Source organism: Nostoc sp. CENA543 (genome assembly GCF_002896875.1).
Taxonomy (GTDB): Bacteria; Cyanobacteriota; Cyanobacteriia; order Cyanobacteriales; family Nostocaceae; genus Trichormus.
Window position 1 is genome coordinate 5,934,043 of record NZ_CP023278.1, and the last position, 17,993, is coordinate 5,952,035.

The following is a 17,993-nucleotide window of genomic DNA, read 5'->3' on the forward strand; positions in this document are numbered from 1 at the left end:
CTAATTAGTCTGATTGACAGCATCACCAATCTTCAGAGCATTGATACATAAAGCTCGGTGTTACTTCCAGGGTGTCATCCCAATTGAAAATTGATCGATTTGCAGTTGCTGCACAAACTTTTTTAATTATTAGAGTCACACCAACTCCAACCATAATTGCGTAAAAACTAATTTCCATCAAAAGGCAGAGGAGATAAAGAAATCTACAAATCATCTTTATTCCTCTGCCAAAAATTTTAATTATTTATCCTATTCTGACTTGAAAAAGGGGTGTAGGGGTATAGAGGTGTAAGGGTTTAAGGGAAAGACTTTTTCATGTTTTCTTGTGTACGCAGTTCATGACGGCTACTTACTTGCTACTTTGAGATTGATTTTCTCTTTTCTGCACACCATTAATAAACATGGGAACAAACTTATTAAAAAATGCTTCTGGGTCACGTTGCCATGCTCTTTGTGCTGCTTGAATTCTGGTAAATTGTAGGTTTGGTGCTAACAAAGTTTGCGGTAAACGTTCCATGAAATATTGGGGACGCTCCCATACTGGCATTGTATTGGCGATTTCCACTAGGTTAGCAACCCGTCTGAGTTCTGCACCCAAAGTAATATCCATCCCCGACTCAAACGCTGCTTGCTCAATGGCGGCGTATTTGTGTTTAGCTTGCTCCACTTTTTGGCGGTGTTCAAGACTCTTATCTGCTATCTGTGCTAACCAACGATTACCCCAACGGACGTGTCCCGCTTCTTCTGGCAGAATTTTCTCAATTGTTTCGCGGATTTTAATATTTTCTGCTGTTTGAGGTGCTTGTTTGAGAGCGTAAATATGAGCCGAAAAATACTCACAACCCCTTTTTTCGGTGACATTAATGGCGGCAATAGCAGAAATGAGAAAACTATCTAGGTCTTGAGCAGGATCATACTGTTCGCTGTCTAGTAATCTCTCAAATTCTTCTATGTAAGAAGAACCAGGGGGTGTACCGACATTTGCACCTAAGTCTACTAGTAAATCAGTTAACCACATAGCATGACGAGCTTCATCAGCGATGTGATGGGATAAATCTCGAATCAGTTCCGGTGGTTTACCGTTGAGTCTTTCAATTACGTCTGTTAAGTCTTTACAGCTACGCTGCTCACTATAACGATAGCGGTTCAGGGTGATCAGGTGAATCTCGCGATCGCTCACTACTTGTTTGAGTACGTCCCGCGCACTCAATGTATTCTGAAATTTCCGTGGATAAGCTACTGTCATGGTTTAAGGGCAAATTTCTTAACTGTGTTGGATGTCAGAAAGTAACATTTATTCACAATAGGGATCTTAAACTAATTTCCCATTTTAATTTTTTTCTCCAGAGAATAAGACCTAACTTGATTCCAGCAAGCTGAAAAATGGCTGATGTAGTAGTAAATCTTAATTTAGTTATGAAATATTGATATTTCTGTCTGAAATTATGTAAACAAACGTAACGACCAGATCATCTAGCTATAGATAAGTATTTCCTACAGTCTTGACTAAATATGAATTTTAGCAGTAACCCAAGCAGAAAAACATAGTCAGCAAAATTACACAAATGTTAAAAAATATAACAAAAATTCAATTTGGTAGTTTATGTTACAGAATTTTTGCTAATCTAATTAATAGAGAGGAATACAAATTAATCCAATATTTCTAAATCCATAGGGAGCCTGTGTTATGTCTATTCAAGAAAAATCTCGCGCGATTATGATGCGTCAATATCAGCAAGTTAAGAATCGTCAACAATCGATGTTGATGCGCGCAGCACAAGAACTCGGTCTTCCTGCTGAAGAAATGTCCCACTATTGGAATCCCATTCAAGGAAAGATTGACCCCACAACCAGAGCAATCTACGGTCGTAGTAATGCAGCAATGAGCTAGATTTTTGATCAGTGTTTGCAGCCAAGGGAAGTAATTTGTACGAGAAATTACTTCCTTTGATCTATTGACATACACCCCAGATCAAGGAAAATATCTGAGGCTGAAGCGGAAATTACGGACATTTTCTTCATAGAATCAACATAAATTGTATGTTTCGTTGAAGATGGTGCGATCGCATTCTGTAATTTTTACTCTGATGCCCGGAAATAGCGGTGTTTACCAGAAAACATACCGTTGATATTTTCACTGAACTGCCGAGTGTATGTTGTAGGTTGAAGATCGATGGGTAACTCAATTTGTCTAGTTTGTGCTGCGGACGATAACTTTTCTATGCCTCTAGCTGCAACTACTCGTTCAGTTGTGGCTAATCTCACTAATGAACAGCACTTAGTTCTCTATGTTATAGATGGTGGGATTAGTCGAGTTAATAAAAGCAGAATTATCCAAAATCTCAAATCTGAGCAAGTTAGTCTCAAGTGGCTGAAGGTCAAAAAATCAAAATTTAAGCACCTACAGACATCTTCTAGTATTACTATTGCCGCCTATTACCGGATTTTAATCCCAGAACTTTTACCACCAGAAATTGATAAAGCCATTTATCTAGATAGTGATGTCATTGTGAGATGCAGTTTGCAAGAACTGTGGAATCTTGATATTCAAGATAACTATCTTTTGGCAATACCAGATATGGGAGCAACCTATGTTTCCTCACCCAGAGGACTGATTAATTATCAAGAATTAGGTCTTGCACCTGACTGCAAATACTTTAATTCTGGTGTACTGGTGATGAATCTTAAAAAATGGCGACAAGAGAAAACCAGTCAAAAAATCTTTGCATATTTAGATAAATACAAAAAGTATATTCGTTGGCATGACCAAGATGCCATGAACGCAGTTTTAGCAGGTCAATGGGAAGCTATTGATTCCCGATGGAATCAAATGCCATACCTCTTTAAATATCCCTCTTGGCAAAATAGCCCTTTTAGTGAAGAGGAATATGATCATCTGGTGCATCATCCTTTTATTGTGCATTTTGCTTCTCGTGATAAACCTTGGCACGAGAATTGTAGTCATCCCCAAAAGAGTTTATTTTTTGAGCATTTGGATAGTAAGATTTGGTCTACTTGGCAAGATGAACAATTAGCCAAAAAACAAAGACAGCAAAACCTAGATCCTGTTTCCAAACTATATATTTCCTTCAAACAGAAAGTTAAATTTCTCTTTAAAGAATTAATCAAATCTTAGCTAGCTGATTGAAAAAAGCCACCCAAAAGGGTGGCTAAATTATTTCTGGAATTATAGGTTGCCAACAAATGTTAATTAAACGTCGTAATAGAGGTAGAACTCATAGGGATGAGGACGCAATTGTAACTGTTTAACTTCGTTAGCTAGCTTGTAATCAATCCAGTTTTGGATAAAGTCTTCAGTGAATACGCCTGATTCTGTCAAGAAGGCGTGGTCATTCTCCAGTGCTTCCAATGCCAATTCTAGAGAACCGGGGGTGGAAGGAACTTTCGCCAGTTCTTCTGGAGAGAGTTCATAGATATTTTTATCTAAAGGTTCACCAGGATGGATTTTGTTCTTGATACCATCGATACCAGCACACAGCATCGCTGCAAATGCCAAGTAGGGGTTAGAAGTAGCGTCTGGACAACGGAACTCTAAACGCTTGGCTTTGGGGTTAGTACCAGACAGAGGAATACGAACAGAAGCAGAACGATTACCTTGGGAGTAAGCCAGGTTTACTGGTGCTTCATAGCCAGGTACTAGACGCTTGTAGGAGTTGGTGGAGGGGTTGGTGATAGCCAACAATGCTGGTGCGTGTTTGAGAATACCACCAATGTAGTACAGTGCCATGTCACTCAAGCCAGCATACTTGTCGCCGGCAAACAGAGGTTTACCGTCTTTCCAAATAGACTGGTGGGTGTGCATACCAGAACCATTATCGCCAAATACTGGTTTGGGCATGAAGGTAACGGTTCTGCCATATTTTTTAGCAACGTTTTTGATGACATATTTGTAAGTCATCAACCAGTCAGCCGCTTCGATTAACTTCCCAAAGCGGAAGCCCAATTCACACTGGCCACCGGTAGCTACTTCGTGGTGATGCTTTTCAATAGGCACACCTAGTTTTGCCATCGTCAACAGCATTTCTGTCCGCATGTCTTGGAATGTGTCTGTTGGCGAAACTGGGAAGTAACCTTCTTTGAAGCGAGTTTTGTAACCAAGGTTGGGGCTTTCTTTTCTACCGAAATTCCAACGGCCTTCTACAGAATCTACGTGGTAGTATCCCTCGTTGGCAGTTTGGTCATAGCGGACATCATCAAAAATGAAGAATTCAGCTTCAGGGCCAAAGAAAGCTGTGTCACCAAGACCGGTAGAAACCAAGTAGTCTATTGCTTTTTGGGCAATAACCCGTGGGCAACGGTTATACCATTCGCCAGTACGAGGTTCTTTGATGCTACAAACAATACTTAATGTTGGCTCTTCCATGAATGGGTCGATCCAAGCAGTGTTAGGATCTAGCACCATTGTCATGTCTGATTCTTCGATGCCTTTCCAACCCCGAATGCTGGAACCGTCGAAGGGTACACCATCAGAGAATGAACTTTCGTCAATTTGGTCTTGGTACACGGTGAGGTGCTGCCAAGTGCCGAGTGTATCGACGAATTTCAAGTCAATCATCTGGATGTTTTGGTCTTTAATCAGCTTCAAGACTTCTTGTGGGGTTGTCATTTTTACTCCTTCTCTGCCAATTTCTTAACGTCAAACCAGAATCTTGCCAAAGCATCCTGACCCTACTGAGCGGAACAAAGTTGTGACACACCTGAAATATCGTAGATTCTCAACATTAGAGAGTTTTGTAGCCTTTGTTACAGATTCTCTGGATTACAGGTAATATTAACCTTTCTTTCGACATCTGCACAAAAGGGGGAAAGTTAATCTCAGAGGGGTCAACTTTGACATAGAATCCATAAATAATGGAAAGATGGTTTTTGTGCCAAATCTATATTTAAATAGCACAAAAATTTACTGGTGCGTAAGTGCAGCCAAATAAATATCAAACCAAGATAGCAACGATTGGGAGAAGAATGAATGCGTGACGCGGTAACAACCTTAATTAAGAATTATGACGTAACTGGTCGTTATTTTGACCGGGATGCGATTGATAGCTTGAAATCCTATTTTGAGAGTGGTACAGCTCGCGTGCAAGCTGCGGCTGCAATTAACTCCAATGCGGCTGCACTAGTGAAGCAAGCTGGTGCTAAGTTGTTTGAAGAACTGCCAGAACTGATTCGTCCTGGTGGTAACGCTTATACAACTCGCCGTTACGCAGCTTGTTTGCGGGATATGGACTACTACCTGCGCTACGCTACATACGCGCTGGTTGCTGGTAATACCAATGTTTTAGACGAGCGTGTGCTGCAAGGCCTCAGAGAAACTTACAATTCTTTGAGTGTGCCTATTGCTCCCACAGTTCGTGGTGTACAGATTCTCAAGGATTTGGTGAAAGAACAGGTAGCTGCTGCTGGTGTTGCTAACACTGCTTTTGTTGATGAGCCTTTTGACCACATCACTCGTGAATTAAGCGAACAGGATGTGTAAGCAGAGGGACTGGGGATTGGGGACTGGGTACTGGGATGTTTTTCTCAAGATTCAGCACTCAAGACTCAGCACTGTGCCTTTTATCTAAATTTTTGTGAAGCGATCGCTTGTCCTCTAGAGTTAGTCAGGCGATCGCTTTTTTTGTTGCAATTCTTAAATTACTTGCAGATGTTAGGATATCGCCAAGTGATATCGCTCAAAACTTAAAAAATTGAGATTATGATTGCTTCCCCTCAAGAAAATTACCTCGTCACGCCGGAAGAATACTTACAACTAGAGGAACAAGGTCAAGAAAAACACGAATATATTAATGGCTATATCTACGCAATGGCTGGTGCAAGTGACCCCCACGTTACTATTGCAGGAAACTTATTTGCACTTCTGAGGAATCATGTACGCGGTTCTGGTTGTCGCGTTTATATGAGTGATATGAAAGCTCGAATTGAGTCTTTAAATCGCTTTTATTATCCTGACGTGATGGTAACTTGTGACCAACGTGACCAAGAAACACCAAACTATAAAAGATTTCCTTGCCTAATCGTTGAGGTTTTATCTGATTCTACAGAGGCTTTTGATAGGGGTGATAAATTCGCGGATTATCAAGTTTTAGAAAGTTTACAAGAGTACGTTTTAATTAACACTAAACGTCAACGGGTTGAATGTTTTCGGCGGAACGAACCAGGATTGTGGATTTTGCAATCATACACATCAGCACAGGAATCATTCAGTCTCAACAGTGTAAAATTTGAGGGGACAATGGCTGCACTTTATGAGGATGTAGTTTTTGTCAGTTAACCTGTCCTTAAAAAATTAAGGTACGCTTGCTCATTATTTAGTAAACTATGTATCTATTGATGACTGCACAGCTTCCTAACTTAGCGGAAGCATAGAAAGAAGCAGGGATATAGATTACACAAAAGTTATGCCGCTTATAGTTCAGAAATTCGGTGGTACATCTGTCGGTTCAGTCGAACGTATCCAAGCTGTTGCCCAGCGTGTTTACAAAACGGTTAAAGCTGGCAATTCATTGGTGGTGGTAGTTTCGGCAATGGGAAAAACCACCGATGGACTCGTTAAGCTAGCCAATGAAATTTCTCGCAATCCCAACCGCCGAGAAATGGATATGCTGTTGTCCACAGGGGAGCAAGTTACGATTGCTTTGCTGAGTATGGCGTTGCAGGAAATTGGACAGCCAGCTATTTCTATGACTGGCGCGCAGGTAGGTATTGTTACAGAAGCGGAACATACTCGCGCACGGATTTTGCAGATTGAAACCGAACGGGTGCAGCGTCACTTAAATGATGGTAAAGTCGTGGTCGTTGCTGGTTTCCAAGGAATTTCTAGTAATGGTGAATTAGAAATTACCACTTTAGGGCGTGGTGGTTCTGATACTTCGGCGGTAGCTTTAGCGGCAGCTTTACGAGCAGACTTTTGTGAAATTTATACCGATGTACCAGGGATTTTAACTACAGACCCCCGCTTAGTTCCTGAAGCACAGTTAATGGCGGAAATCACCTGTAATGAAATGCTGGAACTCGCTAGTTTAGGGGCGAAAGTCTTACATCCTCGTGCAGTGGAAATAGCGCGGAATTACTGTGTACCGTTAGTAGTGAGGTCTAGTTGGACTGATGACCCTGGAACTTGGGTGACAACTCCCCCACACGAAGAGCGATCGCTGATTAATTTGGAAATTGCCCGACCTGTAGATGCTGTAGAATTTGACAGTAATCAAGCGAAGGTGGCTTTGTTGCGTGTCCCCGATAAACCAGGGGTGGCAGCTAAGTTATTTGGAGAAATTTCCCGACAACAGGTAGACGTAGATTTAATTATTCAATCAATTCATGAAGGTAATAGTAATGATATTGCCTTCACAGTCACCACACCCATATTAAAACGCGCCGAAGCAGTAGCCTCAGCCATCGCGCCAGCTTTGCGGAGTAACGCTAATCCCAACACTGACGAAGCTGAGGTAATGGTAGAACAAGACATTGCCAAAGTCAGTATTTCCGGTGCAGGGATGATTGGCCGTCCTGGAGTCGCTGCCAAGATGTTCGCCACCCTCGCCTCAGCTGGGGTGAACATCCAAATGATTTCCACCAGTGAGGTGAAAGTTAGCTGTGTAATTGATGCCAGTGATGGCGATCGCGCCGTAGCTGCATTATGTCAAGCTTTTGAAATAGTAGCTTCCCCAGCTTCCCCAATTTCCCTAGCTTCTTCAACTGCACCCCCAGTGCGCGGTGTAGCTTTAGATTTAAATCAAGCGCGGTTGGCAATTCGTCAAGTCCCAGATCGTCCGGGAATGTCGGCTAAATTGTTTGGTATTTTGGCACAGCATAACATCAGTGTAGATATGATTATTCAGTCTCAACGCTGTCGCGTAATTGATGGTGTAGCAAGACGAGATATTGCCTTTACCGTCCCCCGTATGGATGGAGAAAACGCACTCCAATTACTCACAACTGCTGCTACAGACTTAGGATGGGGCGATGTCATTTTAGATAGTGCGATCGCCAAAGTCAGTATCGTTGGTGCAGGGATGGTAGGACAACCAGGTGTAGCCGCGAAAATGTTTGACGCATTAGCGAAACACCAAATTAATATCCAAATGATTGCCACCTCAGAGATTAAAATCAGCTGCGTCGTCTCTCAAGAACAAGGTGTACAAGCCTTACAAGTCATTCACGCCGCCTTTGATTTAGCTGGTAGCGAGAAGTTTGTTGTACCTGTTTAGGTAGGGCATTGGGAATGGGGAATTGGGCATTGGAAGGTAGACAAGGTAGAAGAAATGACTAATGACTAATGACTATTGACTAATGATTAATGACTATTGACCAATCACAACGCTGGGGTTCCATATAGTGTCAAAGATAGGAAAAAATCTGCTATAAAAATTGCTACCCAGGTAGTAACAACTGCTGTTGTGGCGGATTCTCCTACTTCTTTTGCACCACCTCTAGTTGTTAAACCCCAGCTACAGCCGTTTATTGAAACTATTGCTCCGAAAATTAAACCTTTGAGCAAAATAGTAAATATATCTTTTGTTTCTAAAAAATCTTGGACTGAATTTAAAAATATTTCTGGAGTCACTTGATAAAATTGTGCAGCCGCAAAAATGCCTCCCATGATGCCTATAACTAAAGAGAAAATCATCATAAAAGGCATCATTAAACAACAAGCAATGACTCTAGGTAAAACTAAATAATCAATAGGGTTGGTTTTCAGCATATATAGCGCGTCAATTTGTTCTGTGACACGCATGGCACCAATTTCCGCCGCAAAAGCAGAACCCACTTGTCCTGCAATAATACTTGCTGTCAAAATCGGGGCTAATTCTCGACAAAACGCTAAGGCAAACGCACCGCCTACAGTGCTGACAGCACCAAATTTTACTAATTCTCTAGCAGTTTGAATAGTGAAAATCATGCCGGAAAAAACACTCACTAACAAAACTGGGGATATAGAAGCAGGCCCCGCAGTGACCATATGCTCAATTATTTTTTGGTAGTAAGTCTTTCCTTGAATTAAACGTAAACAAACTTGACCAAAAAGTAACACTGCCGCAAAACAGCGTACGATCCATAATTGCTCTAGGTTTTTCTGGTGTGGCAACTTTACTACTGATTGAATGTTTTGGTGGAAATTTATTGCTCTGTCAGTCAGCCTAATTTCAATATAATAGGCTATTTTTATGTACTGGGTCTTATTTTTAGCCTTATTTTAAATAATAGAATTAACATATCAATAATTAGTCTCAAAAACGTCATACTGATTCTCTAAGAAGAGACACCACACGATTTTGGGCTATAGCAAGTATTTTAAAAAATCTCTGTATACCTCTGCGCTCAACTCTGCGTACTTGGCGTTAAAAAATCAAATCAGCCTTTTTTATGAGATAAAAAATCCCTGTTCGTTAACTAAACAGGGAGTGAAAATTAAAAAAACCGTCTAATTACTATCTAGCGATCGCTGATTATCAAGTGTGAAATATCACAGTTAGTAAAGGCACAAATGCTAAGAAAAATGTATGCCAAGATGGTAATTTCATTTCTGGGGTAGTGGCGACTGGTGCGAGTAAAGCTTCAATTCTTTGTTCTAAGCGTTCACCGACTCCATCACCTAAAGCTGCACAGCAAATTTCAGAATGAGCAAATGCAGAACCATTACTGACTACTAATAAAAGTGATTCCGCTAGCACTAAGGGGTCTACTTGAGATGCGGCGTAATGATCAGCGCGGAGTTCTCGCAGCACTAACAATTCTTGCCATAATGGTTCGGTGTTGGGTAGCCAAGCTGTACAGGTGCGTATCCAACCCAGCCAGAAAAACCAAAATGTATCTTTGTAGTGATGATGTCCTTGTTCGTGTGCTAAAACGCTTTCTACATGCTCTGGAGAGAGTGTTTCTAATAGTCCTTGACTAACTACTAATTCTGGCTGCCAAAAACCAATTTGACCAGCAAATAAAGCCTGTGTATTCAACAGTCTAATGGGTTTACCTGCAAAATTCACCAAGGGACAATTCCGGGCAGATTGTAGCGATCGCCAACCTTGGTAAGCTAATTTGAGACACAAACTCGAAAAAACGCTCAAAACCATCAAAGCTAGGGAATAGCTCAACCAACCAGTGTACATCCCGCCCATTTGACCTTGCGGCCCCATACACAATAGCGAGATTGCAGTCATGAAAATTAGCAAGGGTGGGAACAAGAACAAAAACAGCGACCTTCGCCAGCGCATTTCCCAACTACCTGGGGAATGAACTTTGGAGCAGCGCAATATCAACGCTACTACCAAAGTAATGACAATCATTAGTAGGTGCATTATTGTTCCTCCCTGGCTTGGCGTGCCGCTTGAATGCGTTTAGCGATCGCCGTAATTTGCTCACTAGCTGCTTCATCCAGACTATCAGCAAAAGCTGCCACTACATCAGGATTACCCACAGCTAGAAATTGCTGTAACTGTTCATGGGCTTTAATTACCTGAGCTTGCTGCTTTGACAGTAAAGGCCGCCAATAAAACGCTTTACCTTTTTTATCACAGACTAACCAACCTTTATCAGTGAGGCGACGCAAAACCGTGGTGACAGAAGTGTAAGCTAACTCGCGGTTGGGGTCTGCCAAAATGCGATCGTGAACATCTTTGACTGTAACTGAACCTAATTCCCAAATGATATTTAAGATTTCTGCTTCTAATGGGCCTAGAGACAATTGTTTGGGACGATATTCGGGTAAAGGGGGCATAAATAGGGACTGGGGATTGGGGACTAGGAATTTTAGATTTTAGATTTTGGATTGAATCCAATCCAAAATCTAAAATCCTAAATCCAAAATTGAAAGGTTGGGGATTTGGTCAAGGAAATTATACTTATCTTCTTTGAGTTTATCCCCTGTCTTCTTTCAGATTACCTGATTCGTCTCCGGCTATAACAATCCGAAATTATTGTGTAATAGTTAAAAACTGCATTCTCTGAAAAAAATCCGTTTTTTTGCAGTTTGATCATCTTCAAAAGTCATATCAAATCAGAATATCTCCAAATTACTCTTCCCCAATCCCCAGTCCCCAATCCCCAATCCGCCACCACACAATAACCAATACTCTTGCCTAACGATAAGAAATACTCTGAAATTAAGTGTCATGATGGTGATCACGAGCAATTAGAATGTAATCTCGGCAATAGTTATTGAGAGCAGGTGTATCCAGCGCGTGAAGCTATTTGTATACCATACCCCGGAGCTAACTCCAACTGACAAAGCCCCAGACTGCGCGATCGCAGTTGATGTTTTGCGAGCTACTAGCACCATCGCCACCGTTCTGTCAGCAGGCGGTGAAGCAGTGCAAGTATTCAGTGATTTAGATCAACTCATCTCTGAGAGTGAACAATGGCCGCCACACAAACGGCTACGAGCTGGAGAACGTGGCGGAGGAAAAGTCGCTGGTTTTGAATTAGGTAATTCTCCCCTCGACTGCACACCAGAACTGGTGCAAGGACGACGTTTGTTTATTAGTACCACTAATGGGACTCGTGCTTTAAAACGAGTACAGCACTCACCCACTGTATTGACAGCCGCCTTTATTAATCGCGCCGCCGTTGTCCAATACCTCATAGACAAGCAACCGGAAACAGTGTGGATTGTCGGTTCTGGTTGGGAAGGCAGTTTTTCTCTAGAGGATACAGCCTGTGCAGGTGCGATCGCCCATAGTGTCATTGAGCAATCCCAATTACCACCAGAAGAATTAGCTGGTAACGATGAAGTGGTTAGTGCGATCGCCCTCTACACCCAATGGCAAAACAACCTCCTGGGATTATTCCACCATGCTAGTCACGGCAAACGGTTGTTACGCTTAGACTGTCACGAAGACCTGAAATATTGTTCCCAAACTGATATTTTAGCTGTCTTACCCACACAGCAAGAACCAGGTGTATTTAAAAGTCCAACTTAAACATAAGTAAAATCAATAGCTTAATAGCTCCCCTTGTCTTGTTTATTTGCCCCGTCTCGGCAAAGCTTGCCAAGGGTTAACCACGAATGAAAATTAAAAGCATGATTTCGATCCAAATGACATAAGCAAAACTATGTTGAGTCTTGCTTATGCCGATCACCGCCTGATGGTTAGAAATTTTCGTAGTTAGCGATCGCTGTTTTCATCTTATCTAAGACTTCATCGACTGCGATCGCCCCTAACTCGCCAGAAGCACGGGTGCGAATGCTTAAGGCGTTAGTTTCTACTTCCTTAGCACCGATTACTGCCATTACAGGTATTTTATCTTTTTCGGCGTTGCGGATTAATTTACCCAAGCGATCGCCGCTAGTATCGACTTCTGCACGGATACCCAAAGCGCGCATTTTTGCTGCAACATCTTTGGTGAAGTCTAGCTGTGCTTCCCCAACGGGTAACAACCTTGCTTGCACAGGTGCTAACCATAGGGGAAAGTCTCCCGCGTATTCTTCAATTAAAATGCCAATTAGCCTTTCTAGAGAACCAAAAGGCGCGCGGTGAATCATGACGGGGCGTTTGCGACTCCCATCTTCCGCCACATATTCCAAATCAAACCGTTCTGGTAGGTTGTAATCTACCTGCACAGTTCCCAATTGCCATTCTCTTTCTAAAGCATCACTAAAGATAAAGTCGAGTTTCGGCCCATAAAATGCCGCCTCGCCAATACCTTCAAAGTGTTCCATTCCTAATTGCTCAACAGCACGGCGAATTGCACCTTCAGCTTTGTCCCACACTTCATCTGAGCCGATGTATTTATCACTAGCCGGATCTCTAAAACTCAGTCTAGCTTTAAAGTTCTTCAGTTGCAGACTCTTGAACACCGACAAAATCAAATCGACAACATTCAAAAATTCGTCATCTAATTGTTCTGGAGTCACAAACAAGTGGGAGTCATCCACAGTGAAACCCCGTACCCTAGTTAAACCACCTAATTCTCCTGACTGTTCATAGCGGTAAACAGTACCGAATTCTGCCAAGCGCATGGGCAATTCTCGGTAAGAGCGTAACTCACTTTTGTATATTTGGATGTGGAAAGGACAATTCATCGGCTTGAGAACAAAGCCTTGTTCTTGTAAAGCCGCCACCTCATCTTCCGCCATCAGGGGGAACATATCTTCTTTGTATTTTTGCCAGTGTCCAGAGGTTTTAAATAAATCGACTCTAGCGATGTGGGGTGTAACTACGGGCAAATAACCACGTTTTATCTGTTCTTGTTTGAGAAAGTCTTCTAAAATACTGCGTAATAAAGTGCCTTTGGGTGTCCACAAGGGTAAACCCGGCCCTACTTGGTCAGAAAAGATAAATAATCCGAGTTCTTTACCTAGTTTGCGGTGGTCACGGCGTAACGCTTCTTCTTTGCGTCGCTTGTATTCTGCTAATTGTTCAGGGGTTTCCCACGCCGTCGCGTATATGCGTTGCAGTTGGGCTTTCGTTTCATCCCCACGCCAATAAGCACCCGCCACACTTTCTAATTCTATGGCTTTGGGGTTGAGTTCACTGGTATTTTCAATGTGAGGCCCTGCACACAAGTCCCACCACTCATTACCCAAGTGATAGATAGTGATTGGTTCTGCTTTAATATCTGCCAGGATTTCTAGTTTGTAAGGTTCTTGAATTTCCTGGATACGTTTTTCTGCTTCCTGGCGGCTGACTTCTTCCCGAATGACTGGCAATTTCCGATTGATAATCTTTACCATCTCTTTGTAGATGGCTTTGAGATCCTTATCGGTGAATGGCTCTGGATTATCAAAGTCGTAATAAAATCCGTTTTCAATCCAGGGGCCTATTGTCACTTGCGCCTTGGGAAACAGCTTTTGTACTGCCATTGCCATTACATGAGACGCGGTGTGGCGAATCTTCTTTAAGTTCTCGGATTCGCTAGTACGCGGTAAATACATTTTTTCAGGTTGTGCTGATGCGTTGGGGGCTTGATTAGGCGACATTGGCTGCTGAACCATTGGCGAAGTAATTGCTATTGTAATTAATCAATTACAGTTGTGAAAAATCTACCCAAATATAACACGGGGCTATCGCTAAAGCCGCGATCGCCTGACCGAAGAAGCAGGGGGAGAAAGGCCATTTTGGATTTCTGCCTCCCCTGATCTCGTAAATCTTCCTGAAGAAATATCTGATAACAATATTAAGAATTGTAAAAAATGTTAATATTGATAAAGAAATTAGAAGAATAGCTCCAAATGTATGCAAAACTCGGAAATACCTGATGCAGAAATACTCAAAAGTGTATTAGAACCTTTGTTAGAAGACTTTCAGTATTGGTTTGAGCGATCGCGAGACTTTTTAGAGAAACATAGACTCTCATTTATGAATGAACAAGAGCAGTCAGATATGTTATCGCGTGTTAAACAAGCCCAGGCAGAACTCAACTCAGCCAAAATGCTATTTACAGCCACCGATGGACAAGTTGCGCTAGACATGGCAACAATCCAACCTTGGCACAGTTTAGTGACTGAATACTGGATTGTGGCACAACGCTTTCACTATGAGCAATCTCAAATCTAATTAGAAAGACATCTATCAAGCTTTACAAATCGTAGTAATTGCCAACCATCTTTAATATTGTTTTAATAAACAATGCAATGTATCTTATGCTACGATAATTTGAATAAATGTTGACAAATTAAGCCATCTACACATAGATGTGCTTTCTGCACATCAAACACTAAGCATTGCCAGTAATGATAAGCATAGGCGATGCCAACATATTAGATTATAAAATTTTAAAAACTCTTAAAGTTTGCTGCCCTGGAGGAAAAACCAATGCTACACCTGCTCTACATACTGGCTTTTACGATTTTGGCTGTGATAGCTGTTGCTAACTTGATTCGTAATCTCATCATGTTCAGTTTTGATCGTGACACTGTGCGTGGTTACTCCGGTAGGAACTCACAGTCTCGGAATCAAGATGGCTTTGGTTACTTAGGTGGGAAAAGCAACTTTACACCACATCCAGAATTATTAGACAGTGCAGGTAATATCATCAAAGAGCCTTTGTTAGTGATGCGTTCTATCAATGTTGAAGATGCGCGTCAACAATTAGATGCTCTCTACGAATCTTCTCCAGGGCATAAAAGCGAAAAGTCAGAAGAAGCCTAACATCAAAATAGGTTGATTATCTTCTTAAGAGTGTAGGTGTGTGTAAGTAATTTTCAAATAGCACAAAGCAGAAGGCACAAAACACGAGACGCAGGATTCCAAGGTATGACGATTTCTCACTCTCTGGTTTTCAAAATGCCCAAAAATATTTTGCTCCAGCTATAGCTGCATTTTATATTCGTTATGAAGTTAGTAATTTTTTACACTTGATTAGACTTAGTTAATCAACTAAGTCTATTTGCGTTTTCACCGAAAATACATAGATATCCAATGCGGTTCAGTTAGGTCTAAAATCAGGGTTTATGAAGTCAGGAAAGTTCGTAGTAAGGACTGAAGTCCTCACTACAAACTATTTTCTTAACTGAACTTTATTGAATTAAAATCGGGTAATTCCGTAGATATTTGTAGGGGCAGATTAATCAAAGATCATGAACAATTAATTATGAGATCGGTGAACCCGCCCCTACGGAGTCTCCAAAATCCAAAATCGTTTAGGCTTCAATGACTACGCGCAAATTACCGCGTTTTTTAGCTACACGACAGGCTGTAGTGCTACCAGAACGCTCAAATTCTAAATCTAGAATTGTCGTACCGACTTGCAAATTATGTAAGGACAAGCGATTAATTGATTCTGGCAAAGCAGGGTCAATAATTCGCAAACAGTTATTAGGTGCGTCCGGTACTAAATTTACAATCATTTGCAGTAGTTGAAAAATGCTGCCAGTAGCCCAAGCTTGGGGGGTGCAAGCTACAGGATACTGTACAGGTGTATGGTCGCCATTACGCTCATAACCGCAAAAAAGTTCGGGGGGACGCTGGTAGGGTTGTTGAATTGTCATATCGAATAAAGCTTGGAACAGTTCTAAAGCTTGATCGATTAGACCTAGCGATCGCAATCCTATGGCAATTAAAGCGTTATCATGAGGCCACACCGAACCAATGTGATAACCCATTGGATTATAGGCTGGAGACAAACTGCTTAAAGTCCTGATACCCCAACCGTTAAACATATCAGGAGCGCGTAACCTTTCGGCAACACTATAGGCTTTTTCTGGGGTGAAAATGCCCAAATGTAAACAATGACCAGGGTTAGAAGTAATACTATCTACCTGCTTACCGTCACCATCTAAAGCCAAAGCGCAGAAATCTTGGTCTTCAAGCCAAAAATCTCGATTAAAACGTTCCTTAAGGCTTCTTGCTTCTTCTTGCCAGCGTTCAGCTAAGTCTATGCGCTTTTTCATCCGCGCAATATCTGCTAGCCGAGTTTTAGCAGCATAAACGTAAGCCTGCACCTCACACAAAGCGATCGCCCCGTTAGCTAATTCTCCCTTGCGGTCTACAATACAGTCACCAGAATCTTTCCACCCTTGATTAGTCAGACCCCGTTTAGATTTGCGATAGTAGCTGAGATAACCAGTAGCCTGGAGATTTCGATCAATCCAGCCCATCGCCGCTAGTGCATTTGGCCAAAGTTGTTCTAAAGTATCTTGATCGTGAGTCCAAGCGTAGTATTCCGCGTATAGCATCAACCACAGGGGAGTTGCATCAACTGTACCGTAGTAGGGTGTGTGGGGAATTTCTTGACAACGCGCCATTTCCCCTAAGCGCAACTCATGTAAAATTTTCCCTGGTTCTTCTTCACGCCATTCATCCTCCACCTTACCTTGGTAAGCTGCCAATAACTGCAAAGTTTCTTTGGCAATTTGGGGGTTAAGCATCAAAGTTTGGGAAGCAGTAATTAAAGAATCTCGCCCAAATAAAGCGGAGAACCAAGGTACACCAGCCGAGACAGTCTTATTTTCACCAAATGACTGGCGTAGTAAATACATATCCTGTTCTGCACGTTCAATCACGCGATTAAACACACTGGTATCAGCACGGATGCTGGTAATTTGTTGTACCCAGTGTTGTTCCTCCATCATTTCAGCTGCTTTAGCCTGTCCTAGCGTCACAGCTGCACTCACGCTGGAACTAGAAGCGTTATTAGTAAATAAATTAATGCGGTAGCCGAGTTTTTGGGTAGCATGAGAAGCCAATTCTAACCGCCAAACCGCAGTATAACCCTTGAAATAATCTGGTTTATGGTACTGGAACTGAATACGAGATTCCATGACTAAACCATCCACACCTTGATACGCCAAAGTTAAAGCATCTTCTTTGGCTGGTGAGGGGTGAGTAGCCATCGGGAATGAACCATCAGGGTGAAAAGTGATGAAGTCTTCTGATTTACTGTCTACAAGTCGAAGTATTTTACCTCGTTTGTCTCTGTCATAACCCCGAACCTCAAACAAATCAGCAAAGTCCGCATCAAAGCTGATACTGAGTTCAAAGGTAACAGGAGTAGTGCCATAGTTAGCAACTTCAATTTCTTCAAATAAAGCACCATTAAGTACCATTTCCCGCCGAATACCCACAGTATCAGCTTTCATCCGGTCATCGATTCTGGGGTTAGTACATAAAACCGATAAAGAAAAACCTCTTTCTGCTGTACTACTCAAAAGTACAGGCGATCGCCCGTCAATCTGCAATTCTAAACGACTGAGAAAGCGTGTATCACAGCAAAATAGCCCCATGCTGAGATTACCGCCATCATGTAGGGAACAGCCAGAAATGTTCCCCATTGTATCCGTCACCAAAAATAGATCATCATCTTTTACAGTCAGTGTTGGCTGTGGTCTTTCACTCACCACACAAGGCCACTCTGAAATCGGTATCTGTTCAGCAGGAAGATATGTTTTTCCGTCCAAGAGAATCTTTTCGGGGGTTGTGAGAATATCCGGTGTCACGTTGCTTTGCTCCGAATTCCAAATTCAAAATTTAAAAAGCTTTAATTTCGGTCTGATATGACTGTTTTGATTGGCTTTATCGGTTTTAGCTAGTCAATGC

At 41.9% G+C, this 17,993-nt stretch carries 15 protein-coding genes; 8 read left to right on the forward strand and 7 right to left on the reverse strand.

The window, feature by feature from the left end:
* Positions 1-349 precede the first annotated feature (349 nt).
* Positions 350-1,246, reverse strand: a complete 897-nt coding sequence (locus CLI64_RS24885; protein ID WP_103139745.1) for a ferritin-like domain-containing protein — start codon at positions 1,244-1,246, stop codon at positions 350-352.
* A gap of 441 nt (positions 1,247-1,687) precedes the next feature.
* Between CLI64_RS24885 and CLI64_RS24890 the strand changes: the two genes are divergently transcribed.
* Complete coding sequence (locus tag CLI64_RS24890; RefSeq protein WP_103139746.1) at positions 1,688-1,891, forward strand: hypothetical protein; 204 nt, start codon at positions 1,688-1,690, stop codon at positions 1,889-1,891.
* 282 nt (positions 1,892-2,173) lie between these two features.
* Positions 2,174-3,136 (forward strand): glycosyltransferase family 8 protein, encoded by a 963-nt coding sequence (locus CLI64_RS24895; protein ID WP_103139747.1) that lies wholly within the window; start codon positions 2,174-2,176, stop codon positions 3,134-3,136.
* Positions 3,137-3,211: 75 nt separating this feature from the next.
* Here CLI64_RS24895 and glnA read toward each other — a convergent pair whose 3' ends face one another.
* A complete protein-coding gene (gene glnA, locus CLI64_RS24900) occupies positions 3,212-4,627 on the reverse strand; it encodes a type I glutamate--ammonia ligase (protein WP_103139748.1) in 1,416 nt (471 codons plus the stop codon).
* Between the two features lie 360 nt (positions 4,628-4,987).
* On the opposite strand from glnA, the gene apcB reads away from it, so the two are divergent.
* The 3 genes from apcB to CLI64_RS24915 all read left to right on the forward strand — a co-directional run bounded on the left by apcB (position 4,988) and on the right by CLI64_RS24915 (position 8,228).
* Positions 4,988-5,497, forward strand: a complete 510-nt coding sequence (gene apcB, locus CLI64_RS24905; RefSeq protein WP_103139749.1) for an allophycocyanin subunit beta — start codon at positions 4,988-4,990, stop codon at positions 5,495-5,497.
* A 219-nt stretch (positions 5,498-5,716) separates the two neighbouring features.
* On the forward strand, positions 5,717-6,292 hold the full coding sequence (locus CLI64_RS24910; RefSeq protein WP_103139750.1) for a Uma2 family endonuclease: 576 nt from the start codon (positions 5,717-5,719) through the stop codon (positions 6,290-6,292).
* 127 nt (positions 6,293-6,419) lie between these two features.
* Positions 6,420-8,228 (forward strand): aspartate kinase, encoded by a 1,809-nt coding sequence (locus CLI64_RS24915; protein ID WP_103139751.1) that lies wholly within the window; start codon positions 6,420-6,422, stop codon positions 8,226-8,228.
* Between the two features lie 104 nt (positions 8,229-8,332).
* On the opposite strand, the gene CLI64_RS24920 is transcribed toward CLI64_RS24915, so the two are convergent.
* The 3 genes from CLI64_RS24920 to CLI64_RS24930 form a co-directional block, all read right to left on the reverse strand.
* Positions 8,333-9,106: an MlaE family lipid ABC transporter permease subunit gene (locus CLI64_RS24920; RefSeq protein ID WP_103139752.1), complete on the reverse strand. Its 774-nt coding sequence runs from the start codon at positions 9,104-9,106 to the stop codon at positions 8,333-8,335.
* Positions 9,107-9,470: 364 nt separating this feature from the next.
* Positions 9,471-10,316, reverse strand: a complete 846-nt coding sequence (locus tag CLI64_RS24925) for a M56 family metallopeptidase (protein WP_103139753.1) — start codon at positions 10,314-10,316, stop codon at positions 9,471-9,473.
* A complete protein-coding gene (locus CLI64_RS24930) occupies positions 10,316-10,735 on the reverse strand; it encodes a BlaI/MecI/CopY family transcriptional regulator (protein WP_103139754.1) in 420 nt (139 codons plus the stop codon). The genes CLI64_RS24925 and CLI64_RS24930 overlap by 1 nt, the downstream gene beginning before the upstream one ends.
* 463 nt (positions 10,736-11,198) lie before the next feature.
* Here CLI64_RS24930 and CLI64_RS24935 point away from each other — a divergent pair, with 463 nt between their 5' ends.
* The gene (locus CLI64_RS24935) at positions 11,199-11,936 is read left to right on the forward strand and encodes a 2-phosphosulfolactate phosphatase family protein (protein WP_103139755.1); all 738 of its coding nucleotides are present in this window, start codon (positions 11,199-11,201) and stop codon (positions 11,934-11,936) included.
* Between the two features lie 170 nt (positions 11,937-12,106).
* On the opposite strand, the gene thrS is transcribed toward CLI64_RS24935, so the two are convergent.
* Positions 12,107-13,951 carry a threonine--tRNA ligase gene (thrS, locus tag CLI64_RS24940; RefSeq protein ID WP_103139756.1) on the reverse strand — a complete coding sequence of 615 codons (1,845 nt, stop codon included), beginning with the start codon at positions 13,949-13,951 and terminating at the stop codon, positions 12,107-12,109.
* 241 nt (positions 13,952-14,192) lie between these two features.
* Between thrS and CLI64_RS24945 the strand changes: the two genes are divergently transcribed.
* Positions 14,193-14,513: a DUF2605 domain-containing protein gene (locus CLI64_RS24945; protein WP_103139757.1), complete on the forward strand. Its 321-nt coding sequence runs from the start codon at positions 14,193-14,195 to the stop codon at positions 14,511-14,513.
* Positions 14,514-14,771: 258 nt separating this feature from the next.
* Positions 14,772-15,107: a DUF2973 domain-containing protein gene (locus tag CLI64_RS24950; protein WP_103139758.1), complete on the forward strand. Its 336-nt coding sequence runs from the start codon at positions 14,772-14,774 to the stop codon at positions 15,105-15,107.
* A 491-nt stretch (positions 15,108-15,598) separates the two neighbouring features.
* Here the strand turns inward: CLI64_RS24950 and CLI64_RS24955 are convergent, their stop codons facing one another.
* Positions 15,599-17,893 (reverse strand): amylo-alpha-1,6-glucosidase, encoded by a 2,295-nt coding sequence (locus tag CLI64_RS24955; protein ID WP_103139759.1) that lies wholly within the window; start codon positions 17,891-17,893, stop codon positions 15,599-15,601.
* Positions 17,894-17,993: the final 100 nt, after the last annotated feature.

Bases quoted from the DNA above. Each gene is read 5' to 3' on its own strand.
- CLI64_RS24885 (WP_103139745.1), bottom strand. From the start codon at position 1,246: ATGACAGTAGCTTATCCACGGAAATTTCAGAATACATTGAGTGCGCGG.
- CLI64_RS24890 (WP_103139746.1), top strand. From the start codon at position 1,688: ATGTCTATTCAAGAAAAATCTCGCGCGATTATGATGCGTCAATATCAG.
- CLI64_RS24895 (WP_103139747.1), top strand. From the start codon at position 2,174: ATGGGTAACTCAATTTGTCTAGTTTGTGCTGCGGACGATAACTTTTCT.
- glnA (WP_103139748.1), bottom strand. From the start codon at position 4,627: ATGACAACCCCACAAGAAGTCTTGAAGCTGATTAAAGACCAAAACATC.
- apcB (WP_103139749.1), top strand. From the start codon at position 4,988: ATGCGTGACGCGGTAACAACCTTAATTAAGAATTATGACGTAACTGGT.
- CLI64_RS24910 (WP_103139750.1), top strand. From the start codon at position 5,717: ATGATTGCTTCCCCTCAAGAAAATTACCTCGTCACGCCGGAAGAATAC.
- CLI64_RS24915 (WP_103139751.1), top strand. From the start codon at position 6,420: ATGCCGCTTATAGTTCAGAAATTCGGTGGTACATCTGTCGGTTCAGTC.
- CLI64_RS24925 (WP_103139753.1), bottom strand. From the start codon at position 10,316: ATGCACCTACTAATGATTGTCATTACTTTGGTAGTAGCGTTGATATTG.
- CLI64_RS24930 (WP_103139754.1), bottom strand. From the start codon at position 10,735: ATGCCCCCTTTACCCGAATATCGTCCCAAACAATTGTCTCTAGGCCCA.
- thrS (WP_103139756.1), bottom strand. From the start codon at position 13,951: ATGGTTCAGCAGCCAATGTCGCCTAATCAAGCCCCCAACGCATCAGCA.
- CLI64_RS24945 (WP_103139757.1), top strand. From the start codon at position 14,193: ATGCAAAACTCGGAAATACCTGATGCAGAAATACTCAAAAGTGTATTA.
- CLI64_RS24950 (WP_103139758.1), top strand. From the start codon at position 14,772: ATGCTACACCTGCTCTACATACTGGCTTTTACGATTTTGGCTGTGATA.